Raw genomic sequence first — 26,763 nt, 5'->3', positions numbered from 1 at the left:
GGGAGTTAGAGTGATGTTGGGTATTGATTTGTAAGCTTTATCCGGTGGGGGTTTAGCGTTCAAGTTCCATCTGGGCGAAATGTTCCATCAGCATCCGGTGGATGAAGATATAGCCACCACCTACTTTTTGGAGGAAGATGCGATCTGCGGCATAGTCGAGGAAGTGGGCATAGTTCCAGGGAATAGCACCACTGTGCCAAAGGACAAGGCGCAGAAATAGATGTTTGAGCAAAGGTAAATAACTCAAGCAAGCCAAAAAGCCAAGAATACAAGAAATGACTCGATAGTATGTGGCTGGCCTCTGGAAGGCTATGATAGAAGAAAGACAGAAAAGTATTGAACTTAAAAATGCAGTTTTTGAAGCTTCTTTTACTCGATAGTTCGGAGCTAGCGAATCTTCTATTTTTTCTGCTGTCAAAACATTAAATAAGCTTATAAACACATAAAAAATGAATGGCATCAATCCTAGAATAAATGTCAATATTTTTAAAGATAGGTTGATTAACAAGCCTCCTTTTAATTTAATCATATGTGCATACTGATACAGTATCGCATATAGAATATAATTTGAGTTTTGATTGGAATCTGTTGAGTCGTTGACTTCATTAGCAACTGCTCTAGAGTTTTGAATTAGCAACTCAAAATATTCTTTTGAATTGCTGCCTAACCTTTCCATGCCGATTGTATAGGCTAATTTTCCGAAAAGTATATGAATTGGTATGATAATCGGCAATAGCAATATCTTCCACATCCACTCGGACATCAATAAAGCGTGTCCTAGCGAATGTTGCAAAACTTTATCTTTCAAATCTCTCAGTGAAGGGGCTTTTAATCGAAATCTTGAAGAGAGATCGATGTCATGAAGAATAGGTATGTTATCTTGAAACTCTCTTGGTAGCTTCTTCCTGAATAGACAACAAAAAACTTGAACGATGGGATACATTATTAATCGGCGAGCATCAGCTTTGGACTCAGTAGATAAAATAAATCCAAACCATGAGCCGAATAGTAAGATGCGATTAGAAATAGATGACCATGATATTGAATGTTCAGGCAAGAACCATTGCAAAATAACAATCGTAGCAATAGTTCCAGCAGTCACTAAATTCATTATGACAAGTAAAACCCAATATTGCCATTGACGAAATTTATTTTTCAGATAACGAGGCTGCATTCCTTCAATGAAAAATACAGTTTGCGACTCCTGAAGCATTCTCTGTGCTAGCCAACTCAGCCAATGCTTTGTTTGAAATTTTGAATATCTCTGTTCACCCTTTGAACGATTAGGGCGATGAAACATTTTCTCAATGTAATCATCAAATAGCTGCTTACGCCGTTCTTCTGCCATCTCAGTTTTTGGCAAATCCTCAACCGCTACCCCCTGATAAACCAGAGTCATAATATTGAGCATCAAAGGAGATTGGGCTAACTCTTGCAGTACCGTGTCCTCTTCCATTAATGCCCTCAACCCTCTCAAATCACCACCGACATTATCCAAGTAATCACAGATTTGTTCTAAATTCAGCAATCTTATATAAACAGCACTTTGAAAATTCAGACGACTAGATAAGGCTTCATAGTCTTTAATGCGACTGCACACTACCAACTCTGCACCATAATACTCCTGCTTGAATTGGTTCAAGGCTGCAATACAGTCATCTCGATACTCCGCCTTTACTTCATCCAAACCATCCAGCAATGGTAGCAGTTGCTGTTGTGTTACCCAGGTTTGTCCAATTTTCTTAGGCACATCATACTTACTATTCAGTTCCTCTACTAACCAATCAGCTATCTTTTCTCGTTTATCTGCCCAAGATGAAAGAGTAAAAACAACAGGAATCAGCAGCTTAATATTTTGTTCAGCACGGGCGATTAAATCGCGTGTGAGTTCCAATAACGTCGTGGTTTTTCCTGACCCCGGTTCCCCTAAAATGAGTAGCGTTCGACCTATGCCGATTTGGTCAAATATATCGATTATTTTAGTTCCATCGGGGAGAGGTTGAGGTGAGTCATTCGTCTCTATAATGGCACTCCAAGGATTAGTAATAGCGTCGGGGCGTTCCTCCAATCCCAACTCAATCATCACCTGATTGTAGAGGGATTTTTCTAGAACATCTTTGACCCAAAATTTGTTGACTTTATTGAGTAACGCCTGACGATTGCGGTCTTCTTGGCGTGGAGTTAAACTTTTGCCACCCCAACCAAAGAAAAAATTCCAGACCCAGTTACCCTTTCCCTGTACCTGGACATTTCTATCGCCAATTGCCGCCTGTTGTCCACCGCCCATTGAACCTGCATTTTTCTGCTGAACACTTGGTTCAGGCTGGGACTGTTGTGAATGGGGTTCATGGGACGGTGGTTCACACATTTGTTATAACGATTAGAGAGTACCGAAGAAAGAACCTGCGGCTGCACCTAACCAACCTGCAACTTTAACGAGAATTGGCTTAACTTTTGTGAATAAAGTAGTGCCAGCTTCTGCTACCTTACTGGCTTTGTCTAGTTGTTCTGCTACTCCTTCTAGGTTAATGTTTACCCGTTCTTTGTTAGGTTCTTCTTTCTCAACAGCTTTTTTCGCTGCCCCCAAGTAAGTGTTTGCTTCTTCTTTAATCTCTTCTGGGATTTCAGCCGAATCAATCATTTGCTCAATCTGTCCCAGCATTTGCAGAACGTCTTGTTGGGTTAGCTGTTCCCCTGCGGATGCAGCCGCTTGAGTGGACATCGTTTGCTTGTTTTGGTCACCGATAGCGCCTTGCTGTCCACCTCCCATTGAACCTGTATTGGATTGAGAAATACCACCAGGATTGTTAGTCATAATATCTACCTGTTCAACTTGCGTGTTTGTATAAAAACTTGGACGCTGTAGCGCCGTCTCTACCATAGTCTCTAAACTGGAAATTCGGCTATCTTTCTCAGCGAGTAATGCCTGTACTTCTGCCTCAGCTAAGGCTTTGATCTGATTATAAGTCTTGAAATACTCAGCATTCAGCTTAGAATGGTCAGCGTCAGGAGCAGTTGCTGCACGGAGTAATAACTTATCTTTACCCCGTTTCTCCATCGCCACAATCTCTAACTCAGCCTCTGGGTTATTTTCAGCTAACTGTTTGAGAGAAATTGCAATAGCGCGAGGGTCAACCCCCTGATTATGATAGAGGTCAAGGGTATCAACTATAGGCTTAATAAAGTCCGCAAAATCCCCATCTTCAAACTCTTCTTCCCGGTTATCGGGTTTGCGGCGAGGTTCAGGGTCATCTTTAGTCGGTAAACGCATGAAGACATACCGACATCTAATCCCCTGTAATTGGGTATGACTGGTGATGTTCCAATCTTCAATTGTGGCTCCGGTAAGTGTTGCACCTGTTAAATCTGCTTCATCTAATTGGGTTTGTACCAGTTTAGCTCTGGATAAGTCCACGTCTTGTAGATTGGCTTCGTTTAAGTCAGCGCCGATAAAACTAGAGTCGGCTAGGTTTGCGCCTTGTAAGTTGACACCACGCAGGTTTTGGTAGTCAAAATTTTGGTCTTGTCCTTGTCCTGTAATCAGCAATTGGCGTAGGTTGGCATTTTGTAGGTAGGTATTACCAGGGCGAATCCGGTTAAGTTTTTTTGTGTTACGCCAACAAGTTCGGGTTAGAATAGCTCGTCTGAAATCTGTACTTTTTAGCGTGGCAGATGTAAAACCAACGTTGGTTAAATTGGCATGGCGAAAACTGGTTCCACCTTTAGTAGAAAACGCAATGGCATTTGTGTGAATGATGGCGTATTTTTCATCTCCAGCCAATGCTTGCCAGCTAATGTAAGCGCACAACAGAACGAAGGTGGCAGCGAAAGCCAAAGCGACAGCAGAAATTCTAATGAAATTTCCAGTGAAAGCGACAGCTCCAGCGAAAGCGAAAGCGAAAGCAACAGCTCCAGTGACAGCTCCAGCGACAGCTCCAGCGACAGCGACAGCGACAGCTCCAGTGAAAGCTCCAGCGACAGCGACAGCGACAAATCCAGTGAAAGCTCCAGTGACAGCAATAGCAACAGCTCCAGTGGCAGCTCCAGTGACAGCTCCAGCAACAGCGACAGCTCCAGCGACAGTGACAGCGACAGTGACAGCGACAGAATTAATCCCTTTGTGGATAATGACAATCAAAAAGACAATAATTAAACTGAGGGAAACCCAACCAATAAGAACATTTAACAAACCACCAGAGAATAGGATTAATACAAAAAATATAGGAAACCAACATAAAAATCCTGAAAATACTGACACAAGTAAAGCAATTACGGTTAAACTAATCTGCCATCGTCGCTGTAGTCCAGCTTTTGCTCCACAAAACTTGGCATCTTTGAGGTAAGCATTGGTAAAATTTGCCCCTCGAATATCCGCCTCACTAAAATCTGCCCCCTTCAGGTCTTTTCCTTTGAACGATTGACCACGCAGATTTACACGGCGAAAATCCCTCTCCCCGGCTGCATATCGTCTCAGAACCTCATCAGCTTTCATGCCATTCGCTTTCGGTGTCAGTATGACTAAGAATATTGTCTAGGGTTAACTGTTAGTCCTTTCTGCCAACAGGTTGCTGAACATTAGCCTCCCTTAACCAACCCCTCCAACACCATCATTTTCGCCTCAAGAGATGCCACCCGTTCATTCAGGGGAATCTCCTCACTACACCCCATATAAGACGCCAACGCATTAATCACTACCTCCGTCTTTGACAACCCCGTGCGTTCAATGTAGTCAGTCAGACGTTGGTTAAGATGGGTAGGAATGCGGATACCGAGTTGGACTGAGTTCATCGGGAAAACCGGAAAAAGATATTTTAATCTAGCCAATGCCTAGCGGAATTTGACAAGAGGCTTGTATCAAATCTTAAACGTTTCACCCTAACCCCTTGCCCAATCAAGGCATCGCACCCGTTGAGTCATTCCGCTGCAAGCCTTATCCTGTAGAGGATGTAGGGTTCAGAATCCGAGTTTTCAGTTAGCACCAACCGTCGTAGGGGCTTGGTAACCAAGCCCTATCCCAGAAAATCCGAATTCATCGCCCCGATTCGGCTTATACCAAATCCGGGTTAGCTATCCCCTTTATAGCGCTACGCGCTAGGCAATAGGCAATAGGCAATAGTGAAGAAAAACACTGATTCATCAAGGGATTGAGCGATTTAAATTTTTCTTTTTTTGTCCTAACCTTAGAGTGTAGTGCTATATAATCTAGTCCGCGCAGGCGGACTTTGTTTGTGTAGCTGCGACTTCCAGTCGCCATTGCATCAAAGACGGATTCGGCTTACAGGTTGACAATCACCCCCTACAATAAAAGAACGCGCAGGCGTCGCCAACTCCCAGAGAAATCACCTCTTTATCTGAAATCTATGCCATGCCCCAGGTTATTGGTGTTACCAAAGCGATTACAAACTTAAACCAGGCGCATCATACCTTTCAATTGCAGCCGACAACCAACCCCACCTTCTTCCCAGAATGGCTAGAACCCTTACCAGAACTCAGCCTGGGGGAAATCGAAAAGTGCGATCGCCTACGAACCCGCTATCGTTATTACCAAGCCGAAGGTGCGATTACCGAAAGTACCGTAAACCTGATTATAATTGCTCCAATTCTAGAACTATTAGGCTTGTACGATCCCCCCTATCTCATCAAAGGGGAAAAATACATCAAAATTGAAATCGAAGACAAAGACCAAATCCTAGAAGGACTCATTGATATTTTAGTCATGCAGGAACAATTGTGGCTCATCCTTTTAGAAACCAAACGCTATGGTTTTAGTGTGATGCAAGCTTTACCCCAAACCCTCGCCTACATGATGTCTAACCCGACAACCGAGAATCCCGCTTATGGTTTAATTACCACCGGAGAAGATTACCTTTTTGTCAAACTAGACCCTCAGCAAAAAGAATATGATTTATCTGATAAATTTACCCTTTCAACTCGCCGTGATAACCAACTGCATCGGGTGATTCAAATTTTAAAACGACTCATAGAGTAGAAGAAAACTGTTAAGCACAAACGCCCTTTATGGTAGGGGCACGGCATTGCCGTGCCCCTACAGGTAGCTTACAATAAATGGTGTTATGGAGACACGGAAAGACAGGTTTCTGATGAGCGAAAAACAAAAAATGTTAGCGGGAGAGCTATATCTAGCATCTGACCCTGAATTAAAAGCATTACACAATCAAGCCTGTCATCTCACCCGCTTGTACAATGCCACAACCGAAGACGAAGTAGAAACGCGATCGCACCTTTTACAAAACTTATTTGGCAAGCTGGGATCTAATCCTCAAATTAGTCCTCCCTTTTACTGTGATTATGGCAGTAATATCTATGTTGGCGATAATCTCTATATGAATTATGGCTGTGTGATTCTCGACTGTAATACAGTTCACCTAGGCGATAACCTTTTATGTGGTCCCTATGTGCAGATCTATACCGCCTATCATCCCACTGATCCCGCCCAAAGACTCACTGGACGCGAACTGGCTGCACCGATTAAAATTGGCAATAATGTCTGGATTGGTGGCGGTGCAATTATTTGTCCAGGTGTCACCATTGGCGATCACACAACTATTGGTGCGGGTAGTGTTGTGACCAAAAGTATTCCCGCCAATGTTATCGCAGCGGGAAACCCCTGTCGGGTTATTCGACAAGTGAGTCCAACTCAACCTCCAATCTTAGAAGTTTAACCCAAAAAAAGGCGATCGCCCTCTCTTGTTGAAAGAGAATAAACAGCGATCGCGTATTCTTATCTATCAGTGGCGTTGATTAAATAAAGACCCTTATCAAACACGTCACTTGAATCTGAAAATGCACCCTAACATCCATCTGCTATCACTAAAGTTTCACTTACCAGTAACTGTTCGCGTAGAGCCATCTCTTTTCAACGAATTGCTCCACTCAAACAGGTTTTGCCGTTCTACAAAACTTTGTCTAGATTAAAAACACAAAGCTTGAACAACCTAACGGCTTGTTGGGTAAATGCGCCCTATCTAAATACCGTCAACATCAATCGTCCACAGCAATGGAATTTTCTTCTGGCTGTGAGAGTAAATTCCCTTACTGTAATACATCTAAGTCACCTTCTTTAGAAGGAATATTAACTATAGTAGAAAAGGATACAATAATTGTCAACGCTTTCGTAATACACTGTATTATTTCTTCGATTAAGTCGTCAGGACATGGACAAGGGAACAGGAAACGGGGAATAGAGAACAGTCAGAAGTTGACACTTATTAATATTTCTTAATATTTTATATCCAAGGATTAACCAATTTTTTCCAAAATTATAGTCGGGGCAATTTATGAATCACCCCGACTCATGATATGGAGTAATTGGGACGAACGTTGACACCTAAGCTGTTTGGGATTTCAACCTTAATCTCAATAATGGTGAAATCCTTGTCGGGTGAGCATTTTGCTTGCTACCCATTGCCAATTTAAATGGGTGACAGCTTAGTCTCCCATCAAGCAACTCCGACTAACTTGGCGCTTAACTCCCACATCCGTTCCCCTTTTTGATCATCGCGGGCTTGGGGAGAAACCTTCTGCACAAAGGATTTACCCTCTTTCTTCTGTCGGTTCCCCCAACTCCAATAGACACCGGATTGGCTATATTCAGGATCGGCAACGACAGCAGCAACCCGTTCACCTGCCAACTCCTGGGACACATACCCACCCGTGATGTGTTTCTGGAACAAGGGAAAGATTTTCTGAAACAGGGGATAGTGATTGCGGAACAGGGGTGTATCAGCCACACATCCTGGATAAAGCGAACTGAAGACGATACCAGTTGACTCGTGATAGCGCCGATGCAGTTCTCGCATAGTCAGAACGTTACAGACTTTGCTGTCTTTGTAGGCTTTGACGGGTTCAAACTTTTTGCCGTCAATCATCGAGTGAGGCTCTTTGAATCCCGCTTCAAACCCCTTGAGTTCCCCTAAATCTGGACGCGGTGGAATCTTTCCACCCAATTCATCGGGATTGTGAGTCACCGTTCCCAAAATAACCAGCCGGGGAGACTCAGCCGAGGAATGTTTCAAATCCTCCAGCATCAGATGAGACAAGAGGAAATGTCCCAGGTGATTTGTGGCAACGCTTAACTCATACCCTTCTGGCGATCGCAGAGGTTCCTTGAGTAAGGGCATATAAATGGCAGCGTTGCACACCAAGGCATCTAAGGATTTGCCGCTTTCCCTGAATTTAGTTACAAACTGGCGCACACTCTCTAAGCTACCCAAGTCGATATGCATAATCGTGTAGCTGTCCTCCGGCATCCCCACCTCTTGGGCAGCGTTTTGGGCTTTCTCTAAATTCCGACAAGCCATCACGACATGCCAGTTTCCCCGTTGTGCCAGGGCTTTGGCAGCATACAAACCCACCCCTGACGAGGCACCCGTAATTACAACCGTTGATTTTTGATGTTGTTCCATTGGCTTTAAAACTCCGTTAACTGCCGTTAACTGCTTTTTAGGATTTCATCCCACTGATCTAACGATTTTACATTTCAGTAGATCCAGTTGATCAAAAAAGTTTCCGATGGATTGGGTAGAGAGGCAGAGGTAAAATTTGTGACCTCGCTCACCAAAGGGATTCTATCTAGTCACGCTGACGTTGCATTGAAATTACTTATCCAGACCATACAGTATCACCCATCTTCTTGCCAATCATCACCTGGGTTGTGTTATTCAATGCCTAGATCTTTTCTTTACAATTCAATATATTTGTTAAAAGAAGTTTAGAAAATCCGTGACTTGTAGTTAATTAATAATTATCGGAAGATTAATAATGACTTATTACCAACTCTCTCATAACCAATCTCAGCACGGAGATAAATTGTCGTTAAAACTACGGTACAAAATGTTCAACTCAAAAACTGAGGATAAGTTTGAGGCGTGGATTACCCAAATAGAAGACGACTGGAACGATGAAATCGCTGCCTGTCTTCAGGGTCAATTTCCCGATTGGCGTAGCTAATCAGGAGTTGTCTTCGGCAGGGTATGAATGAATAAACCTAGGGTATGAGGCGATAAGTGCAGGCATCTAGAATGCAGGAATCCCACCAGATAACGGGATTCCGCAATACTGTTAAAAGATAGTGAAGCCTGAAAAAAATACCCTGGACTTATCTCAAACTAATCTTAAGAGCTAAGCTATAGAACTTAACCTATGCCTATTCGACTTAGTTAGACATCTAAGAAAACCCGAGCGTGAGAGAGCGCTGGGTTGAGAAAAATGAGATGGTAGGTATTTATTAGAATAACACAAACTGCAACGGCATTGAGATTGCGGTGCATCAGCAGCCTCTGGAATAGGTCAAGTTCCATGACATTATCCGTTCTTTAGAATTGATTGATGCGAACTTCCAAATCCTCTTTAACCACCAGCAGGCTATTGGTTGGGCAACTGTGCCAATTCCCCGCAAATAAGGGTTCAGAGGCAATGAGGACAGCGTTAGGGTAATTAGGATCATCCCGTAACCAGTATAGTGTGGGCGCACTACTACCCGATGCGTAGCGACTAGCAACGAGGCTATGCCCATCACTGATAATCACATTGGCAGAAAAGTTGACGTGGTAGGATTCGGCTAGTTGTGTCAACTGGATCAAGGTTTGCGACAATGCCTTCTCTAAGGAAGCATCGGGAACCGTTTGGAGTTCATTGACAAGGAGGGCAAAAATATGCTCAGAATCGGTTGTACCGTGGATTGACTGGTAAATTTCATCACTCAGGCGATCGCGAATCGGTCGATAGAGCGTTTGGCGGAACCGTTCGATAAAACCATTGTGAATGAATAAGATGCGATCGCGGCGAAAGGGTTGACAGTTTCCCATATCCAACGCTTGACCCGGTGTCGCACTCCGTACATAGGCGAGTACACAGTCAGAGTCCACATAACGGCTCAATTCCGGTAGATTACTATCATTCCAGATGGGTAGCGTATTTTTGTAAGTAAACGGATGAACATCCTGGGTTGAGTGATACCAGCCAATACCCAATCCATCCGCATTGACAACCCCCGATGTCATCTCCTGGGGTAAGTAACTCTGAACAACCAGGGAACGTTCCGGTTTATACAAAAGCTGATCGAGTTGGAGAGGGGAACCTAGGTAGCCTAGTAATCGGCACATGCTTATCTTCCATTGAATCCAATTGCATTTTAGGCTGGAGTAGTAACTTTAGTATAATTTTTTAATTTAACGATTAGGCGACCTACTGGCAAACTTCCCTAACAAGTAAGTCTAGGCAATGAGCGCGACTCTACCTAGTGGATACTTTCCCGAATGACTGGAGAAGGAAGAAATAACCATGAAAAAACCGATGACCGCACTAATAGAGAAATGGGGCTACATTGATGAAACAGGCAATGTCGTCATCTCACCCCAATTTAATCAAGCGACAAGATTTACGGAAGGATTAGCAGCGGTAAAAATAGAGGAAAAGTGGGGCTATATTGATCAAACAGGTAACGTCGTCATCTCACTCCAATTCGATGATGCCAAAGAGTTTGCAGAAGGATTGGCGCTGGTGAGGGTAGAAGCCAAGTTAGGCTATATTGATAAGAGTGGTGAATTAGCCATTCCCTTTCAATTTGCTGAAGCTCATAACTTTTTCCAGGGACTAGCCGCTGTACATTTTAACCGAGCTTGGGTTTACATCGATAAGACGGGAAAAGTAGCGCTACAACCACCAGTAGCAGCGGCTAATCTGGGTATCTTTTCTCAGGGACTAGCACGGGTATGGGTTAATCCTAAATCGGGGTCTCGGTGTTAGTTGATCGTGTTATGAATACCCTCGGTTGTTTGTGTTTTTATCAAGATTAATATAAATTGGGTATTCCCTGTTCCCTGTTACACACCGAGCGTGTTACCGAGCGCAGTTCGACCAAGCTCACTGACCATCGAGGTAAGCGTTCGACGTCTCGCCGAAGTCTGAGCGCTCACGCCGAAGTCCGAGGTGTTCCCTAATCTCAACCATCCACTTTAATTTTGTCTGACTCCTGATGAACTATATTATTAAAAATCCTGAAGATATTATTCAATTACTGCTCGAACATCTCCAGATGACGAGTTTAGCCGTACTGATTGCTATCGCGATCGCACTGCCTTTATCGGTGCTGATCACTCGCTACCGTTGGCTGAGTATCCCAGTCGTGGGTATTCTGGGCATCCTCTACACCATACCCAGTCTGGCGCTAATTATTCTGCTTGTGCCACTTTTGGGGTTAAATCGCCAATCAGTCATTGTAGCAATGATTCTCTATACCCAGGTGATTCTAGTCCGCAATTTTTTAGTCGCCTTACAATCGATTGATCCGAAAATTCTAGAAGCCGCACGCGGAATGGGGATGAATGCTTGGCAACGTTGGTGGTGGGTACAAATTCCCCTAATTTTACCCATTGGTATTGCCGGAATCCGTTTGGCAACCATTGTCGCGATCGCGATCTCCACAATTGGTGCTAAATTTGGGGCGGGAGGATTGGGGGTACTCCTCTTTGATGGGGTGTCTCAGAGTCGCTACGATAAAATTTGGGCGGGGGCAATCACTGTGGCGATTCTGGCGTTTGCTTTAAATGGTATCTTGCTGGGATTACAGTGGCTATCGAATCCGCAACGAAAAATCAAGCTGATGAGTGAGGGTTGATTGGGAGTAGGGATTGGTAAAAGAGTTGGAGCGGGTGTCGTTGTATCTTGATGAGGTGACTGACGTTCAATCTGCCGTAAATCATTTTACAGTACGCTCAATCGCGCCACCAAAGCTGACAGCAACATCATAACCAATCCGCATCGTAAATAACCTGGCGTTTGGTTTCTTCTGCTTTAATTTTAATGCTGTTTCTACGCCAGTTTTATCAATTCCATATTCGCCTGTTTCAGAATCAATCACAATTATTTTGCCAATGTTATCACCATACTCAACTTGTTGGCGAATTCCATTTTCGTAAAATTGTTTAGCTCTGTAGGCAACTTCTTCTACACTCCAAAAAATAGCCTGCATGATAATGACACCTGCTTTGTGCTTTTTAATTATTATATTAGGATGAATATTAATGCTTTATAATAAGTAGGTTGGTGGAAATAAACTTAACTAGATTAAGTTTTGTAAAAGCACCTCAAACCCTTACAAAGGACGAATGACGAATGACGATCCCCACCGTTAACTGTAATTGTCCCCACCTACTTACCATTTTCAATCCCAAACTCGACGCAGATTCAACACAAAACCTGGTAACACTGCTTCACCCGACAATTCAGCCGGATTCTCCAACACCTCCACATCCTTACCCGCTCGATAAATCTCCACCCGTCGCTGCTGCGGATCGATTAACCATCCCAATATAGCGCCATTGTCGATATACTCCCTCATTTTATCTTGCCCAGATTTGAGAGTATCTGAACTAGAGCGTAACTCAACCACAAAATCTGGGCAGATATGAGCAAAGGTTCCTTTTTGTTCCGGAGGAAGCGCCTGCCAACGTTCCCGACTCACCCAGGAGGCATCAGGAGAGCGAGTTGCACTATTGGGTAAAATAAAGCCAGTCGAGGAGTCAAAGGCTTCACCCAAATCCTCATTTTCTTCGTACCAGCGATCAAGTTGTCCGGTGAGGCTGCGGTTGCGTCTTCCAGTTTCCCAGCCTGTTGGTGGGTTCACAATTAACTCTCCTTTGGCACTTCTTTCCAGTCTCAAGTCGCGGTTGGCTGCGGCTAAAGCAGTAAACTGTTCCTGGGTGACGTACAGCCCAATCGCCTTGGGCAATTCAATCGATAGGGTTTCAGTGTCTTGACTAGCAGGTGTCTGTACCATCTTTTTCTCTTACGCGCTATGTGAGGATGTCAATCGTTGTAAAGCAGTCAAACTCACCTCCGCAACTAATGCCAAGATTGCCACAGGAATAGCACCTACTAATAAAATACTTTGATCATAAAGCGCAAACCCCAACACAATAAAACTCCCTAATCCCCCCGCGCCAATAAAAGCAGCCAGAGTCGCACTGGCAATTACTTCAACTGTCGCCGTTTTAATCCCAGCAATAATGACGGGTAAGACTAACGGGATTTCGATTTGTTGCAGAATTTGCCGGGGAGACATCCCCATTCCTTTGGCGGCTTCGATGATAGTAGGTTCAATATTGCGAAAGGCAACATCTGTGCTGATCAAAATCGGTGGTAGTGCTAAAAGCGTCAACGCTACCGCCGCCGATTTGAAGCTTAGCCCCAAATAGGGAATGGCAACGAATAAAATCGCTAAACTGGGAATGACTCGTAAGCCATTGACGGTATTAATCAAGACAGTTGAGGCAGTTCGCGATCGCGCACTCAGCAGCCCTAACGGTAAACCCAGCACCAAGCTGATTGTCAGTGGTACGAGTACCAATAACAGATGTTGCCCTAGGGCTTCCCTAAAGTTGTCTGGATGACTAGCAATATAATTTAGGACTTCAGTAAATTTCTGAAACATTTGAGTTTTTCAGCCATTAACGTTTATCATACAGTCATTCTGCCCGTGCCAGTGGCTGTAGTGATCAGGCTATCTGCCCCAGTGTTTATCCCTACAACCCGGATTTTACTTGGTTTTCATGCTGTCATGTCAAGTTTTTTATCTTTCCCTGCACTATAGATCCTACGCTTACGGAATTCGGAAAAAATCTTGGACAAGAAACTGAGATGTTCCGACGTTGGCGTTTTAGCAGAATGTCTAGATAGATTTTGAGGCATCTGTTGACATTTCGGTTATTGTCAATTGTCGGAGCCAACTCATGAGTATAAAAGTCATTGTTTTTGATTTTGATGGCACTTTAGCGGATACTTTCAACGCGATCGTCCGGATCGCGAATCGTTTAGCAGACGACTTTGGATATAAACCGTTAATGCCATCAGATATTGAGAGAGTTAGAAATTTAAGCGCTCGCCAGATTATTAAAGAATCAGGAGTTCCATTATTCAAGATTCCTTTTTTGCTGAAGCGGATTCAATCAGAATTACATCAGGATATTGAATCGCTCAAGCCTGTTGCTGGAATCCCTGAGTTGTTAAAGGAGTTGAAAAATCAAGGAAAAATTATCGGCATCTTAACGTCAAATAGCGAAGAGAATGTTAGGAAATTCTTAAAAATACATGGGTTAGACTGTTTTTTTAGTTTTATTTGTTCAGAACCTTCAATTTTTGGTAAATCACGCGCTTTAATAAACTTGATCAAATATCACTACTTTCAATCTAACTCTCTTATGTATATAGGAGATGAAACGCGAGATATCTCCGCCGCCAAGAAGATTAACATAAAGGTGATAGCCGTAGCTTGGGGATTTAATTCGTTCAGTGTATTAAACCAATACAATCCTGATTTTTTAGTTGACCATCCTCGTGATGTATTGAACATTATCGCACAATTGGATTAAGTTTATAGGGAAAAAGGGAATAGGCAATAGGCAATAGCAGGAGAGAGATGCGTCTGTCCATCTCTCTCTCACGCCATCTCCCCATCTACTCTATCTGCTACCTTTGAACACAACTTGGGATGAATTCCTGGCGGGTTAACGCTGTCACTTAGCGAGCGAGACGATCGCACTACGGTTTCCTCGCTGAGGGGGTGACAAGAGACTTGATGGTACTACTGGGTTTAGGATGTCGGGTGTCGGGTGTCGGGAAAAATTGACGCTTCGACTCCGCTCACTTCGACTCCGCTCAGCGTCAAACTTTACTCAGGGAGTCACCAAAATTGAGTCACCAAAATTGTTTATTCGTTGACTCGCCTGGAGAGCGCTCGCTCCTTACCCTATCTCATCTTATGGGCTTTTGTGTTTCTTACCGATTTTCCCCACACCCCACACCCCATACCCCACACCCTGCCTACCTTTAACGCGAGTTTGTCACCCCTTCAGGTGTCCTTGAAATTACAGGTATGGCGGGAAATCCGAAGGCGTAACAGCGGATGCTCTAAAAAAAATTTTGCCAGAGGACTTGCCAAATCATCCCTTTACTGGGTAAGATTAGTAATCGTGGCAAGCATTGAAGTCATGATCCTCAGTAGCTCAGTGGTAGAGCGGTCGGCTGTTAACCGATTGGTCGCTGGTTCGAATCCGGCCTGGGGAGTTAACAAATAACTTATTGTAGATGCTCAACACCAAGCTTGTTGCTCGGCGTTGAGGAAGATATAGCGCTACGCGCTAGGCTTTCTTGCAATAGGCAACACCTCGGCTTACCTCGACTTCGCTCGGTAACACGCTCGGTACAAGTCGCTCAGGGTCAAAGCGATTTTAATTTTTCTTTTATGTCCTAACCTTAATGCGTAGTGCTATAGAAGTTCAATCCCCTCTGTCATAAAGGAGTTGGGCTAACTGATTCCGTAATAAGGCTTCTTGCTGAGTTTCGCCGATCGCATTGGCAAGGGCGATCGCTTGTTCGTAAAATTGCTTGGCTTTCACTACATTGCCTCTGGCGAGGTAAAATTCGGCAAATAACCGTAGTGTAACGAGTTCTCTGCTTAAGCTTTCCTGTTCTTGGGCTAAGGCGAGATGCTGATTCAGGTATCGAATCGCCAGCAAATCTGGACCAATGATGCTGTAGGATTTCGCCAATCCCCGCAAGGCGCGAAACTGATTGGGAATATCCTGGCTATCTTGTGCCAGTTGTAAGGTATAGCGATAGGAGCCAATCGCATCTTTGTAGGAGGCGATCGCGAAATAGGCATCCCCTAAATTATTACGGGTATTTGCTTCTCCCAAGGGATCGCCTAATCGCCGCCGCAAGGTTATCGCCGCTTTATACTGTTTAATCGCCTCTAAATAATCACCCGCACGAGCCGCGACTAAACCCAGGTTGCTCAAACTAAGTCCTTCCCCTTCGCGATCGCCCACTGTGCGAGCAATGGTTAGGGCTTCAGTAAAGCTTTCTTGGGCGGCGTCGAGATCGTTCGATTGCAGCAGCACCGTACCCACGTTATTCAAGGCATAAATTTGTCCCTGAAAATCTTGGAGGAAACGAGCCACCCCTAACCGACGGCGCAGAGACTCTTCAGCTTGGGGAAAGCGTCCCAAATCAGCGTAAGCGAGACCGATATAATTGTAAGCTAAGCCCTGTCCTTCAAAATCGCCAATTTTCTGATAAAGATCCAACGCCTGTTGCCAATAGGCGATCGCTTTTTGCAAATTTTCTTGACGCTTTGCCTCTCCGCCGAGGCGCAACAGTACATCCGCCTCATTTCTAGCTTCCCGTTGAATCGTGCTATCTAAGGGAATCGTCAATTGCTCTTGTAAGTCAAACCCCTCGGTGTCATTGGAGACAGTTTGACTTTGAGCCGGGTTACTCGCCAGCAGTACCGCCCCAGAAATCAGAGCCATCGCTGTGCGACGAATCACCTTCACCGAGAGATATCCTCTGTTCATGGCTGATGTTTTAATCGGGATAAGAAATTTCTATCCTATAGTTTATACGGGGACAGGGTTGAATTCGGACTTGCCATCAGCCTGATCCGTCGCTTTCTGTAAGTAAATCTCGCGAATATCATCAGGTAAGTTTGCCTCTAATCGCTGATACCCTTGCTGGAGTTGATTTCTGACTTGAGCGGGTGCGATCGCTTCGCCTTCGGCTTGTAAATAGGCGGCGATGCGGGTTTCACTCCACTTAAAGGTTAAAGCCATGATGATGATTAACCGCATGAGCGCAGGTAACTGCTCTAATGCCGCCTCCAGATAACACCATAATGGCGGTGGTGCGGCTTGCAGGCTATAGTGAATAGACTCCACTGGGGGTAACTCCGCTTGATTGATGCAGACGGCTGTCATGTTAATCAACCAGCTTTGGAAGGTATTGGATTCACTCGCCGCCTCTTTGATAAAGTCCATTCCCCGCAATTCATAGAAAATATGACGCCAAGTAAGGGCAAAGAGGTAGTCAGCTTGCACAGGCGATCGCGCGGAATGACGAATTAAGGTATAGACAATCGGACTATAGCGGCAAAAAATCGCCGTGAAATACTTTCCCTGTTCCGGATAGCGCTGAAACAGAGTCACCAGTTCGCGATCGCTGTAGTGAAACAGGGATTTGACTAGCGGATGGTTGGATTCAGAAAAATGTGGAATATGCACAGTCTTTACGTTCTAGCTAGAATTCCGAATGCGCGGCGTTAACTCTCCAGTAGATGCCTCCCTTATGCAGGTGTTATCCCTTTTGTCAAGGATTTAACAGTGAGTTGCTGACGCCTATCATACTTAGCGTGTAAGTTGTACCTACCAGAGCATTAGCATAGCTCGTTGAGCTTAGCTAAAATTAGTAACATCTAGTAACATCTATAGGACATCAGATGGTATTCATCATAAACCTGTAACAGGAAAACCGATTCGTCAAACTTAAATCAACTCAACATAGCTTGTCAGAATGATTCTATCAGTTGATATTATTGCCTTTCGACTACCGCTCCTGCCTTTGGGTGCTTTTTTACCGTCTCTGCCATTAGATAGCCTTTTTTCCACCCAAGGCATTATGGTTATGCTCTTGGCAGCTTATGCGGTGGCGATGTGGATGTTTCTCACCAGTGCGCCAAAAGTACATACCATTATGGTGTCTGATTTGGAGGTGGCACGGCAGTTTTACGAAGGCTTGCTGGAATTGTCCGCAGCGGAAGTTCCCTTACATTACTACTACAACTATGAGCAAACCCTAGGTGCAACTGGGATCGATCCCCTCTATCTATCTACCAATACCGGAACCACGAGTGCGACTCAACTCCAAGGAACCGAGGGACTTTGGTATCAGCTTAAAAAAAATACCCAACTCCATGTCATTTCCGGTGCCAGCTATGGGAATAAAAATCGACACCGCCATGTCTGCTTTGATCATGATTGCTTAGAACAAGTGTTGATGCGGGTACAAATGCGACGCCTCAAGTATAAGGTTCGCGCTCAAAAACCGTTGAATTTTTTAGTCAAGGATTTAGAGGGGCGCGTTATTGAAATGGCAGAAGTCTCGAATTAAGGCATGATGATTATCGCTTAAGCGGTGAAGGAATGAAAGGGTTTTCATCAAATCCGTGACGATTAGTTTTACTATCGTCACTTTTTTTTTGACTTCTCCACGCTTTGAAAAACGTGGATTCGCCAGACGTTGTTCAGTGACGGGTTAAAACCGCATCACTTCACTTTATCTCTCAGCTTAATTTTACTTAAACTTTGGCGCTTATCATACGCCCTACCCACCTCGACCCTTCGACCAAGCTCAGGGCTGTATGGATACTTTGGTATCTTCCAACCGTGAAGATTTTACGCACCAACGGCTATATTTCTATACTTCTTGGTGCAACCCTATATCTTTAGTTGTCATGGTTCAGTAACTTAGCTGACACGTTTGTTTTTGGAGTTTCTCATCCTGTGGGCTAAGTTCATATCATATTAGCACAAATATGGGATTATTTAACAATACAACTTAAGATTGCCAGACAAAGAGTATGAAGCGCTCAAAAAACTATCAGCAAACACTCAAAGGTCAATCAATGATTTAATTCGAGAGGCAGTTAGGCGTTATGCAGAGCTAAGCCGAGGTGTTGCCTATTGCAAGAAAGCCTAGCGCGTAGCGCTATATCAATGCTCTCATCAGTTGATAGTTCATTGTTGATTGTTCATTGTACTCGCGAAGGGTTAAGCCAGCTACAAGTCAATCGGGACAAGGTTTTCACAGTTTGTAAACAAATGTTACAAGGAATTTATTAAAAAATATTGCCATTGTCTTGAAAGAATTGCTAATGTATGCGTAATGAGTCGATTCTAATAGAAGCTCATCTAGTCTATAGGAGGCTAATTGTATAAGCACTGCGTTTATCTTGACGGTCAGGTGGTTGGCTGATTTAGCGAATTACCAACCAGATATGTATCGGGACACTCGATCAACAACTCACGCTTCCACATTCACCGAGTTCCACTGGAGACATATCATGATCATGATTCACTCTTTGCAGTTACCGCATGACTGGAGATCATGTTCGACTCACGGGTCAGCTTTTCATAGAACCCGTTAATTTCAAAGATTTGATTACTGTTTTAACGCTAAATCACTCGCCAATTCACTTAAAAAATGGCGAAGCGTGAAACAAGTCCTACTCTTCAAAGTTTTAGTGCAACGACAGAAATAATCCAACGTTTTGATTACTTATGTCTCACTTCATGCTGAGGCGGTTAGGAGGAGTTATGTACCCCTGAGCATGAATAATCGGAAAAAACCGAGTGAGACTCAACAAGAGTGAGGTTTTTGCCATGAATATTCAAGGAAAGACTGCTTTGGTTACCGGAGCATCGCGGGGAATTGGTCGCGCGATCGCCCTCGAACTTGCCAAACAAGGTGTTAAGCGCCTAGTCTTAGTCGCACGCGATCGCCAACGTTTAGAAGCCGTGGCGACGGAGATTGAAAACTTAGGAGTCGAAGTCGCTATTTTGGCGTTAGATTTAACCCAACTGGTAGAGGTCAATGTGGCAATTGCTCGCGCTTGGCGCACCTATGGACCTGTTCACATCTTGGTTAACTGTGCAGGCGTTGCCCATCAAACTCCCTTTTTAAACGCGAAACTGCCCAAGATGCAGGAGGAGCTGGCAATTAACTTGATGGGATTATACACGATTACCCGTCTGCTTGCCAAACGAATGGCAGCTCAACGCCAAGGAGTCATTATTAACGTCTCCAGTTTAATGGGCAAAGTCGCCGCGCCGACGATGGCGACGTATTCCGCCACCAAGTTTGCGATTTTAGGCTTCACCCAAGCCTTGCGGGGCGAACTAGCTCCCTATAATATCCGGGTGATTGCCTTGCTCCCCTCCCTCACGGATACTGATATGGTGCGGGGTTTACAGCTATTTCGCTGGGTTATGCCCATGACACCTGAGCAAGTTGCCAAAGCCCTAGTCACGGGACTGCAAAAGGATTGTTCACCGGAAATCCTGGTGGGATGGCAAAGTCATTTAGCCGTGTGGTGCAGTCGGATTGCACCGTGGCTGATGGAGAAGGTATTAAAAATGGCAGCGCCTCTCTCCCGCACGGGTGCATTACCCCCTGCGGTTCCCAGTCATCATTGAGCCGAATTGGACAATTGTGGATAATTAGGGGTTTTGGAACCAAGCCAGTAGGGGCTTAGGAACCAAGCCAGTAGGGGTTTTGGAACCAAGCAAGGGGCTTGGAAACCAAGCCCCTACTCAAAACTACGCCAGACGCCGACTAATACACCTTGTACCTCTACCTTTTCTGTTTCCACTTCTATGGGCGGATAATTAGAATTAGCAGGTTGCAGGGTGATCCTATCCTCTTGCCGATAAAAATGTTTTAATGTTGTACCGTATCCTTCGACTCTAGCGGCGACAATCTGACCATTTTTCAGTTGATCAGGTTCAGGAACGGGTTGCATAATCACCAAATCACCTTCTCGAATTAAGGCTTCAATCATGCTATCCCCTGTAACCCGGAGGGCAAAATTACCGGGTTGGGTGAATAAACCGGATAAATCAATCCGATCCATCCCATCGATAAAGGGTTCAACCATCCCCCCCGCCGCGATCGCACCCAGAACAGGTACTCCTGATGCCGTACTACTGAGAATCCGAATCGTCCGGGCTTTGCCTTCTGTCCAATCAATGTAGCCTTTATTGCGTAGATGTTCGAGCCGACTCTGAATCGGTGCGGGCGATCGCAGGTTCATCGCTCGCATCATTTGCCGGATTGAGGGCGCGTGTTGGGCGGTTTGAATATAACCAACCAGCCAATCATAGAGTTCTTTCTGGGCTTGGGTGAGGGGTTCCATAATCCTATAAATTACACTAGATTTTGACGTTACAAGTTGTCAAGCAGATGGCTCAACCATTCGACTTACCAGTCTTTATGGCAGTCAATCTGCCCTGAGAGGGGTTAAATTGAAACCCATTATTCAACTCAACGAATACTATTTACTATAAGACATTAGTAGTACGAATGTCCTATACTTGTTCCGTTAAAAGCAATGTTTAATCAGTTTTATGTAGGGGCGGGTTTCCCTATTAACGTTTTTGACCTCACCCAGATACAAGTAAACCCGCCCCAACTTAACCATAGGCTTTACCGTTAAACCATCCCCTCCGCCCTGTTAATCAGCGTCTAAAAGACTAGCCAGTAACGCTTTCTGGGCGTGCATCCGGTTTTCGGCTTGATCCCATATCCGCGATCGCGAACCTTCCATCACCTCGTCAGTAATCTCTTCGCCTCGGTGGGCGGGTAAACAGTGCAACACGATCGCATCCTTTGCCGCTAAACTCAACAGTTGTTCATTGACCTGGTACGGTAAAAAGACCGGAATTCGCGCATCGGCTGACGCTTCCTGACCCATACTTGCCCAGACATCGGTATAAATCACATTAGCGTCCTTAACGGCTGCCTTTGGATCATCCGTAATCGTCACTTCACTGTTGACCGCCAGTTGTTTGGCTCGATCTACAATTAAACTATTCGGTTGGTAAGCTGATGGTGTGGCAACTCTGACATTCATCCCCATGAGGGCGCATCCTACCATGAGTGAGTGAGCCACATTATTACCATCTCCCAAATACACTACCGTCGCACCCGCTAGTGAGCCGAAGCATTCTTGAATGGTCAACAAATCTGCCAAGACCTGACAAGGGTGTTCTAAGTCAGTCAGGGCGTTGATAATCGGAATCTGAGCATACTCAGCAAATGTTTCTAGTTCTTTTTGCTCGAAGGTGCGAATTGCCAGGATGTCCAGATACCGATCCAAGACCCGGGCTGTATCTACCACAGGTTCTCCTCGACCCACCTGGGTGACATTGGGGTTCAAGTCAATCACTTGACCCCCCAGTTGGTACATTGCCACCGAAAAACTGACTCGGGTTCGGGTCGATGCCTTATAAAACAAAAGCCCTAACACCTTATTGCATCGCAGGTTAACCTGACCGGTTTTCAACTGGATAGCTAGATGCAACAGTTCGTGAATTTCATCCGCACTCAGGTCAGCTAAACCTAACACGTCTCGTCCTTGTAATGCCGTCATGTTCCTTCTCCGATGACTCAGTGGATCGGCGCTTGTCAGAAAGCACGTTGGCTGAGGTAATCTCACCCAGCACCACTTTTTACCGATGTCAGTCTCCTACGGCTACCCAGGTTTTGGCAAGAAGCACCGTCCTAAAAATTTAGCAGATTTTTATCGGATCAGTTTAATTTTGAGGCGGATGATGTAAAATAATAGTTTTTTTTCGGAAGCGTTGAGAACCGATCGCCAATATCAACTCTTGATCCCTGTAGATTCCGGGAGTTGGCATTGACTTGATTAAATCGATGCATTTAACCATCCTAAACTCTAAACCTTATGAAACGCTCCGTCATCCTTCTCTGTGTCGTTGCCATTATTAGTACCAATCTTGGTTTTTTCTATCTGGCATCTGGGTATCTTACTGAAGAATTTTATCCCACTCAGAAACTCCTCTGGCTGGTTTTGAGCTTAGGGAGTCTGAGTTTAATTTTGGCACTCCCGATCGCCTTAGGATTGATTAAGGCTTTTTCTACTGTTCAAGATAATGCCAAAAACCCTCGGTTTGGTGAGGTTCCCACCTCGCTCCCGTTTCCGGATAACCCTAACAGTAAACAATCCGGCGATCGCATCTCCTCAATCATCGCTGCTCAACTCGCCACAAACCAAGCCTTAACCACCAATAAAGAGACCACCCCCCCCGTTCTCAACCAGCCCGTTAACCAACAGCCACCCTTTCGCGATCGCCTCCAGGAAATCGCTGAATATTTATCTGATCAAGACCTTAATTTTCTTTCCCAGGAGTCAACTATTAACCCTTCTGCACTGATGGCAAACGTTAAGCGGGTTGCCAATTTTACCGATACCCTTTTCGATGCCTTCAGCTTAAAGCCCAATCCTCCTCAACCTCTCAATCCGTCAGTCGATCTACGCTCCATCACTCAAGACGTGTTAGAGCTTTGTCAACCCTTAATCCGGCAAAAAAATTTACAATTACGCAGCTCCATCGCTGGCGATTTCCCCCAATTTAAGGCTGATGCCGATCAATTGCAGCAAATTTTGTATAACTTAATCATTGACATGATTAAGTTTACCGAACAAGGCGCGATCGACGTTTCAGCCACGATTACCCCTGATCAATTAAAACTGACTATCGCTGATATCGGCATCACTATTCCGGCAGAGCAATTACTAGAAAATGCCTATAGTGCCACCATCCAACAGTACAGCAGTACCGCCGTAGGATTGATCTTGACCCGACGTCTGGTCGAACTCAATGGGGGTCAACTGCGGGTTGAATCAATCGGCAACCAGGGTTCACGCTTTATTTTGACGCTACCCATTTCTGGAAATCAACCAACCCGATTAGCGGCACCTAGTAAAAAGTCTCTCTCTCTAGTAAAACCTACTAATAAAATAGCTACAGGATTTAAACCATCCTCCGTTATAATCCAACCTTTCAAGATTTTAATCATAGACAATCAGACTGTCAATTGGCAACCCCTAATTAAACCATTTTTGTTCTCTGACAATTACGCCATAAAACTGGCAAAAAATGGCAATCATGCTTTCGCGGAAATCGAAAAAGGTTTTCAGCCTAACTTACTGATTGTGGATGCCGGAATTTCTCCCATGGATGGCTATGAACTTTGTCAAACAATTCGCAATTTTTTCTCCGCCAATGAATTGCCGATTATTCTCGTTGACGATAAAGAAAACCAACCGGATTGGCAAAAGATAGGGAGCTACCGGATCAATGATTATTGGACGAAGCCGATTAACCCCAATGAGATGCTTGCTCGAATTAATCCTTATCTGAAACTGAACCAGATCAATGCCAACTGTGACCGCTTCATTCCGCCTAAATTACTACAAATTTTAGGGTATACCAACCTCGGTGAGGCTCAATTAGGGGATTGCGTTCAACGAGATATGACGATTATGTTTGCCGATATTCGGTCATTTACGACTCTATCGGAGAAAATGTCGCCCCAGGAAAATTTTGATTTCATCAACAATTATTTTAAGAAAGTTGTCCCCACCATCCGTCAGCACAATGGTTTTGTGGATAAGTACATCGGGGATGCGATCATGGCAGTCTTTCCCGAAAAAGCCGAAGAAGCATTAGACGCGGCGATTGAAATGCAAAAACAGATCGCCATCTATAACGGGAAGCAGGAAGAAAACGGAACCCTACCGATTTCAGTGGGCATGGGACTCCATAATGGTAGTCTAATGCTAGGTACCATTGGAGAAGAACAACGGATGGAGGCAACCGTCATTTCTGATGCCGTGAATCTGGCATCTCGCTTGGAAGGATTGACGAAGATTTTTGGTGCGTCGATTATCTTTAGTGAAAAGTTTTTGCTGAGTTTGGATAATCCGTTAAGCTATAATTATCGGTTTTTAGGTAAAGTTCCGGTTAAAGGACGGAAAAAAGCCGTCTCTGTCTTTGAAGCCTTTGATGGTGAACCCCTGACGTCGGTTAATCTGAAAATTAAGCATCGAGGCAAGTTTGAGTTGGGTATTCATCTTTTTTATAGCCGAAAATTTGCTGAGGGATACAAAATATTTAAAGGAATTTGTCAAGAAAATAATCAGGATAAAACCGCTCTCTTCTACATGAAGCGTTGCCGCAAGTTCCACAAGCTATGGAGGTGGGGGCAATGGGATGATTTTAATAGCAAAAGATATCAATTTTAAAAGGAAGCTGGGGAGCGGGGGAGCGGGGGAGCGGGGGAAGCTGAGGGAGCTGGGGAAGCAGGGGGAGAGGTTTCTAATCAACGAATGACAAATGACAAATGACAAATGACAAATGACAAATTTCAAATTAGGACTTGCCTTAGTGAATCTGGGATTATCGGTTGCGCCTGTGGTGATGGCGACTCCGGTTCAGGGTGCGACGAAAATTTATATTCCTTATGGTCCGTTAGAATTTTCTCTGCCCATTGAGGCACTGGAAATTTACGCCACCGAGGGTAAAATTGAGCCAGAATTGGCGTTTTATGCTAGTTATGTGGAACCGCAACAGTTAGAACGGTTGCGGCAGGTTTTAGTTACCCCCGTCGATGTGAGTCCAGTTGCGATCGCACAGTTTCTCTATTCGCCTCAAGGGGAAGCCATCCTGGAACGGTTGGGGGAAGTGATTCAAACCAAAGCGGGTCAAGAGGGATTTTATGCGATTCGGGCGGCATTAATCAAAGCGGCGGCTAAACCGGGGGGGCTAACCTTATTAAATGTACTGCGGGAGTTTCCCACTTATGGGATACGGATTAACTCTGCCCGGAGTTTTGAGATCATTGAAGAACTATCTCGATTAAGTCGGCAAACCCAACAAGCGATCGCAGGGGTGAATCAGGAGGCGATGGCGGAAGTTCAAGCCCTGATTGAGTCCCAGTTTCCCCAAATGCTACCCGACTTTTCCGAATTACCTGATTTGCGCGAACCCGGACCCGTTGCCTATTCTCAACAAACCCTGACATTGAGTGATCCCAGTCGCGGACGCCGATTTCCGGTGGATTTGTATTTACCGTCTTCGATATCTGCTGGAGAAGGATTAACTCCCCTAATTGTAATTTCCCACGGACTCGGTTCTGATCGGATGACGTTTGAATATTTAGCCCAGCACTTGGCGTCGTATGGGTTTGCCGTAGCCCTACCGGAACATCCTGGCAGTAATGCGGAACAATTACAAGCCCTGAGTCGAGGACTAGCCAGTGAGGTGACGCCACCGTCAGAATTCATTGACCGTCCCTTGGATATTACCTTTTTGTTGGATCAACTGGAACAATCCTATCAAGGACAGTTAGATCTGGATAATGTTGGCGTATTAGGTCAATCCTTTGGCGGTTACACCGTGTTGGCGCTAGCGGGTGCTGAACTGAATTTTGAACGATTGCAGCAAGTTTGTGGTAATGCAGAGGATTCCTTAAATGTATCGCTGTTGCTGCAATGTCGGGCATTAGAGTTACCCCTGGCGGACTATGACTTTCGTGATCCACGGATTCAAGCCGCGATCGCGATTAATCCGGTGGGGAGTGCTATCTTTGGCAAATCGGAGTTTGCTCAGATTCAAATCCCCTTGATGTTGATTTCGGGAAGTAGTGATACTGTAGCACCTGCCCTCCCGGAACAGATTCAACCCTTTACTTGGTTAACCATGCCAAATAAGTATCTGGCGTTGCAGAATAAAGGGACTCACTTCTCTAACCTCGGTGTCTCGACAACGGCGGTAGAATTGCCGCCAGAGGTGATGGGTCCTGATCCCGCGATCGGGCGTGCTTACACCCAGGCGTTGAGTGTTGCCTTTTTTGAAGTCTATATTGCGGGTCAATCGGAATACCAGCGTTACCTGAATGCAGCTTATGCCCAATTCCTCAGCCAAGACCCCATGCCGTTGAGTTTAGTGGAATCTTTAACCCAAAATCAGCTTTCTGAACAGACGGATGAACCGCAAAACTCCTCACCCCCACCACAGGCACCGTTTTTAATCCCGCTTCCGTAAACTTATGTTTCAAAATTTTGTCGTTTTTAAACAAATATAAAAGACTCTATCAAGGGGTTGCCTATCTCAGAGAACGTGCTAAATTGAATATAAAGCTACATAACTTCTGGACGACAGATAAAACAGCTTAGTCTACAAATGTTGAATGAAGTTAGGAGGAAGAAAAAACCTGTCTCATTTAATATCTGTCTCATCAGAAGATAGCAACAAACACCATAACAGCAGCAACATTCATCGAGAACGTTGATAGTTCCTCAAATAGAATCTAGGAAGCTGTGTA

Annotated in this window: 24 protein-coding genes and 1 tRNA gene; 12 read left to right on the top strand and 13 right to left on the bottom strand. The window is 44.7% G+C overall.

What is annotated here, in order from left to right:
- Positions 1-52 precede the first annotated feature (52 nt).
- From RIC07_RS31745 to RIC07_RS31735, 3 genes are all read right to left on the bottom strand, one after another.
- Positions 53-2,368, bottom strand: a complete 2,316-nt coding sequence (locus RIC07_RS31745) for an NACHT domain-containing protein (RefSeq protein WP_446398001.1) — start codon at positions 2,366-2,368, stop codon at positions 53-55.
- Positions 2,369-2,380: 12 nt separating this feature from the next.
- Positions 2,381-4,492: a pentapeptide repeat-containing protein gene (locus tag RIC07_RS31740; protein ID WP_446398000.1), complete on the bottom strand. Its 2,112-nt coding sequence runs from the start codon at positions 4,490-4,492 to the stop codon at positions 2,381-2,383.
- Positions 4,493-4,575: 83 nt separating this feature from the next.
- A complete protein-coding gene (locus RIC07_RS31735; RefSeq protein ID WP_446353240.1) occupies positions 4,576-4,788 on the bottom strand; it encodes a DNA-binding domain-containing protein in 213 nt (70 codons plus the stop codon).
- A gap of 577 nt (positions 4,789-5,365) precedes the next feature.
- Between RIC07_RS31735 and RIC07_RS31730 the strand changes: the two genes are divergently transcribed.
- A complete protein-coding gene (locus RIC07_RS31730) occupies positions 5,366-5,989 on the top strand; it encodes a type I restriction endonuclease subunit R (RefSeq protein WP_446397999.1) in 624 nt (207 codons plus the stop codon).
- Between the two features lie 112 nt (positions 5,990-6,101).
- Positions 6,102-6,683 carry a sugar O-acetyltransferase gene (locus tag RIC07_RS31725; protein ID WP_446378201.1) on the top strand — a complete coding sequence of 194 codons (582 nt, stop codon included), beginning with the start codon at positions 6,102-6,104 and terminating at the stop codon, positions 6,681-6,683.
- A 777-nt stretch (positions 6,684-7,460) separates the two neighbouring features.
- Here the strand turns inward: RIC07_RS31725 and RIC07_RS31720 are convergent.
- Positions 7,461-8,426, bottom strand: coding sequence for a protochlorophyllide reductase (locus RIC07_RS31720; protein ID WP_446397998.1), 966 nt, complete (start codon positions 8,424-8,426; stop codon positions 7,461-7,463).
- A 355-nt stretch (positions 8,427-8,781) separates the two neighbouring features.
- Between RIC07_RS31720 and RIC07_RS31715 the strand changes: the two genes are divergently transcribed.
- On the top strand, positions 8,782-8,970 hold the full coding sequence (locus tag RIC07_RS31715; RefSeq protein WP_446364869.1) for a hypothetical protein: 189 nt from the start codon (positions 8,782-8,784) through the stop codon (positions 8,968-8,970).
- Between the two features lie 365 nt (positions 8,971-9,335).
- Here RIC07_RS31715 and egtC read toward each other — a convergent pair whose 3' ends face one another.
- Positions 9,336-10,124: an ergothioneine biosynthesis protein EgtC gene (gene egtC / locus RIC07_RS31710; RefSeq protein WP_446397997.1), complete on the bottom strand. Its 789-nt coding sequence runs from the start codon at positions 10,122-10,124 to the stop codon at positions 9,336-9,338.
- 178 nt (positions 10,125-10,302) lie between these two features.
- Here egtC and RIC07_RS31705 point away from each other — a divergent pair, with 178 nt between their 5' ends.
- Positions 10,303-10,767, top strand: a complete 465-nt coding sequence (locus RIC07_RS31705; protein ID WP_446397996.1) for a WG repeat-containing protein — start codon at positions 10,303-10,305, stop codon at positions 10,765-10,767.
- A 229-nt stretch (positions 10,768-10,996) separates the two neighbouring features.
- Positions 10,997-11,638 (top strand): ABC transporter permease, encoded by a 642-nt coding sequence (locus RIC07_RS31700; RefSeq protein WP_446397995.1) that lies wholly within the window; start codon positions 10,997-10,999, stop codon positions 11,636-11,638.
- A gap of 81 nt (positions 11,639-11,719) precedes the next feature.
- On the opposite strand, the gene RIC07_RS31695 is transcribed toward RIC07_RS31700, so the two are convergent.
- From RIC07_RS31695 to RIC07_RS31685, 3 genes are all read right to left on the bottom strand, one after another.
- On the bottom strand, positions 11,720-11,992 hold the full coding sequence (locus RIC07_RS31695; RefSeq protein WP_446397994.1) for a hypothetical protein: 273 nt from the start codon (positions 11,990-11,992) through the stop codon (positions 11,720-11,722).
- A gap of 192 nt (positions 11,993-12,184) precedes the next feature.
- The gene (locus RIC07_RS31690) at positions 12,185-12,799 is read right to left on the bottom strand and encodes a Uma2 family endonuclease (RefSeq protein ID WP_446397993.1); all 615 of its coding nucleotides are present in this window, start codon (positions 12,797-12,799) and stop codon (positions 12,185-12,187) included.
- Positions 12,800-12,808: 9 nt separating this feature from the next.
- Positions 12,809-13,453, bottom strand: a complete 645-nt coding sequence (locus tag RIC07_RS31685; RefSeq protein ID WP_006105685.1) for an ABC transporter permease — start codon at positions 13,451-13,453, stop codon at positions 12,809-12,811.
- A gap of 298 nt (positions 13,454-13,751) precedes the next feature.
- Between RIC07_RS31685 and RIC07_RS31680 the strand changes: the two genes are divergently transcribed.
- Positions 13,752-14,390: an HAD-IA family hydrolase gene (locus tag RIC07_RS31680; protein ID WP_446397992.1), complete on the top strand. Its 639-nt coding sequence runs from the start codon at positions 13,752-13,754 to the stop codon at positions 14,388-14,390.
- A gap of 622 nt (positions 14,391-15,012) precedes the next feature.
- A tRNA-Asn gene (locus tag RIC07_RS31675) sits at positions 15,013-15,084 on the top strand.
- A gap of 212 nt (positions 15,085-15,296) precedes the next feature.
- Here the strand turns inward: RIC07_RS31675 and RIC07_RS31670 are convergent.
- Both RIC07_RS31670 and RIC07_RS31665 read right to left on the bottom strand, forming a co-directional pair.
- Complete coding sequence (locus tag RIC07_RS31670) at positions 15,297-16,376, bottom strand: tetratricopeptide repeat protein (RefSeq protein ID WP_446397991.1); 1,080 nt, start codon at positions 16,374-16,376, stop codon at positions 15,297-15,299.
- A gap of 42 nt (positions 16,377-16,418) precedes the next feature.
- The gene (locus tag RIC07_RS31665) at positions 16,419-17,078 is read right to left on the bottom strand and encodes an RNA polymerase sigma factor (protein ID WP_446397990.1); all 660 of its coding nucleotides are present in this window, start codon (positions 17,076-17,078) and stop codon (positions 16,419-16,421) included.
- Positions 17,079-17,367: 289 nt separating this feature from the next.
- Here RIC07_RS31665 and RIC07_RS31660 point away from each other — a divergent pair, with 289 nt between their 5' ends.
- From RIC07_RS31660 to RIC07_RS31650, 3 genes are all read left to right on the top strand, one after another.
- Complete coding sequence (locus tag RIC07_RS31660; RefSeq protein ID WP_446348101.1) at positions 17,368-17,964, top strand: glyoxalase-like domain protein; 597 nt, start codon at positions 17,368-17,370, stop codon at positions 17,962-17,964.
- Positions 17,965-18,417: 453 nt separating this feature from the next.
- Complete coding sequence (locus RIC07_RS31655; RefSeq protein ID WP_446378182.1) at positions 18,418-18,552, top strand: ribbon-helix-helix protein, CopG family; 135 nt, start codon at positions 18,418-18,420, stop codon at positions 18,550-18,552.
- Positions 18,553-19,235: 683 nt separating this feature from the next.
- The gene (locus RIC07_RS31650) at positions 19,236-20,048 is read left to right on the top strand and encodes an SDR family NAD(P)-dependent oxidoreductase (RefSeq protein WP_446397989.1); all 813 of its coding nucleotides are present in this window, start codon (positions 19,236-19,238) and stop codon (positions 20,046-20,048) included.
- A gap of 113 nt (positions 20,049-20,161) precedes the next feature.
- Here RIC07_RS31650 and lexA read toward each other — a convergent pair whose 3' ends face one another.
- From lexA to RIC07_RS31635, 3 genes are all read right to left on the bottom strand, one after another.
- The gene (lexA, locus tag RIC07_RS31645; protein ID WP_446397988.1) at positions 20,162-20,767 is read right to left on the bottom strand and encodes a transcriptional repressor LexA; all 606 of its coding nucleotides are present in this window, start codon (positions 20,765-20,767) and stop codon (positions 20,162-20,164) included.
- Positions 20,768-21,085: 318 nt separating this feature from the next.
- Positions 21,086-22,003, bottom strand: coding sequence for an ornithine carbamoyltransferase (gene argF, locus RIC07_RS31640; protein ID WP_446397987.1), 918 nt, complete (start codon positions 22,001-22,003; stop codon positions 21,086-21,088).
- A 163-nt stretch (positions 22,004-22,166) separates the two neighbouring features.
- Complete coding sequence (locus tag RIC07_RS31635) at positions 22,167-22,301, bottom strand: hypothetical protein (RefSeq protein ID WP_446397986.1); 135 nt, start codon at positions 22,299-22,301, stop codon at positions 22,167-22,169.
- Positions 22,302-22,318: 17 nt separating this feature from the next.
- Between RIC07_RS31635 and RIC07_RS31630 the strand changes: the two genes are divergently transcribed.
- Positions 22,319-24,682 (top strand): adenylate/guanylate cyclase domain-containing protein, encoded by a 2,364-nt coding sequence (locus RIC07_RS31630; protein WP_446397985.1) that lies wholly within the window; start codon positions 22,319-22,321, stop codon positions 24,680-24,682.
- A gap of 112 nt (positions 24,683-24,794) precedes the next feature.
- The gene (locus RIC07_RS31625; RefSeq protein ID WP_446397984.1) at positions 24,795-26,483 is read left to right on the top strand and encodes an alpha/beta hydrolase; all 1,689 of its coding nucleotides are present in this window, start codon (positions 24,795-24,797) and stop codon (positions 26,481-26,483) included.
- Positions 26,484-26,763: the final 280 nt, after the last annotated feature.

Origin of the sequence: Coleofasciculus sp. E1-EBD-02, from assembly GCF_040218245.1 — a bacterium.
GTDB lineage: Bacteria > Cyanobacteriota > Cyanobacteriia > Cyanobacteriales > Coleofasciculaceae > Coleofasciculus.
This window is presented reverse-complemented; position numbering and strand designations above follow the sequence as displayed.

What these genes read in the sequence shown, in the direction of transcription:
- RIC07_RS31725 (WP_446378201.1), top strand. Translation starts at nt 6,102, where the DNA reads ATGAGCGAAAAACAAAAAATGTTAGCGGGAGAGCTATATCTAGCATCT.
- RIC07_RS31715 (WP_446364869.1), top strand. Translation starts at nt 8,782, where the DNA reads ATGACTTATTACCAACTCTCTCATAACCAATCTCAGCACGGAGATAAA.
- RIC07_RS31740 (WP_446398000.1), bottom strand. Translation starts at nt 4,492, where the DNA reads ATGAAAGCTGATGAGGTTCTGAGACGATATGCAGCCGGGGAGAGGGAT.
- RIC07_RS31680 (WP_446397992.1), top strand. Translation starts at nt 13,752, where the DNA reads ATGAGTATAAAAGTCATTGTTTTTGATTTTGATGGCACTTTAGCGGAT.
- egtC (WP_446397997.1), bottom strand. Translation starts at nt 10,124, where the DNA reads ATGTGCCGATTACTAGGCTACCTAGGTTCCCCTCTCCAACTCGATCAG.
- RIC07_RS31705 (WP_446397996.1), top strand. Translation starts at nt 10,303, where the DNA reads ATGAAAAAACCGATGACCGCACTAATAGAGAAATGGGGCTACATTGAT.
- RIC07_RS31660 (WP_446348101.1), top strand. Translation starts at nt 17,368, where the DNA reads ATGATTCTATCAGTTGATATTATTGCCTTTCGACTACCGCTCCTGCCT.
- RIC07_RS31745 (WP_446398001.1), bottom strand. Translation starts at nt 2,368, where the DNA reads ATGTGTGAACCACCGTCCCATGAACCCCATTCACAACAGTCCCAGCCT.
- RIC07_RS31650 (WP_446397989.1), top strand. Translation starts at nt 19,236, where the DNA reads ATGAATATTCAAGGAAAGACTGCTTTGGTTACCGGAGCATCGCGGGGA.
- RIC07_RS31700 (WP_446397995.1), top strand. Translation starts at nt 10,997, where the DNA reads ATGAACTATATTATTAAAAATCCTGAAGATATTATTCAATTACTGCTC.
- RIC07_RS31720 (WP_446397998.1), bottom strand. Translation starts at nt 8,426, where the DNA reads ATGGAACAACATCAAAAATCAACGGTTGTAATTACGGGTGCCTCGTCA.
- RIC07_RS31625 (WP_446397984.1), top strand. Translation starts at nt 24,795, where the DNA reads ATGACAAATTTCAAATTAGGACTTGCCTTAGTGAATCTGGGATTATCG.
- RIC07_RS31630 (WP_446397985.1), top strand. Translation starts at nt 22,319, where the DNA reads ATGAAACGCTCCGTCATCCTTCTCTGTGTCGTTGCCATTATTAGTACC.
- RIC07_RS31685 (WP_006105685.1), bottom strand. Translation starts at nt 13,453, where the DNA reads ATGTTTCAGAAATTTACTGAAGTCCTAAATTATATTGCTAGTCATCCA.
- RIC07_RS31670 (WP_446397991.1), bottom strand. Translation starts at nt 16,376, where the DNA reads ATGAACAGAGGATATCTCTCGGTGAAGGTGATTCGTCGCACAGCGATG.
- RIC07_RS31735 (WP_446353240.1), bottom strand. Translation starts at nt 4,788, where the DNA reads ATGAACTCAGTCCAACTCGGTATCCGCATTCCTACCCATCTTAACCAA.
- RIC07_RS31730 (WP_446397999.1), top strand. Translation starts at nt 5,366, where the DNA reads ATGCCCCAGGTTATTGGTGTTACCAAAGCGATTACAAACTTAAACCAG.
- RIC07_RS31690 (WP_446397993.1), bottom strand. Translation starts at nt 12,799, where the DNA reads ATGGTACAGACACCTGCTAGTCAAGACACTGAAACCCTATCGATTGAA.
- argF (WP_446397987.1), bottom strand. Translation starts at nt 22,003, where the DNA reads ATGACGGCATTACAAGGACGAGACGTGTTAGGTTTAGCTGACCTGAGT.
- lexA (WP_446397988.1), bottom strand. Translation starts at nt 20,767, where the DNA reads ATGGAACCCCTCACCCAAGCCCAGAAAGAACTCTATGATTGGCTGGTT.
- RIC07_RS31635 (WP_446397986.1), bottom strand. Translation starts at nt 22,301, where the DNA reads ATGGTTAAATGCATCGATTTAATCAAGTCAATGCCAACTCCCGGAATC.
- RIC07_RS31695 (WP_446397994.1), bottom strand. Translation starts at nt 11,992, where the DNA reads ATGCAGGCTATTTTTTGGAGTGTAGAAGAAGTTGCCTACAGAGCTAAA.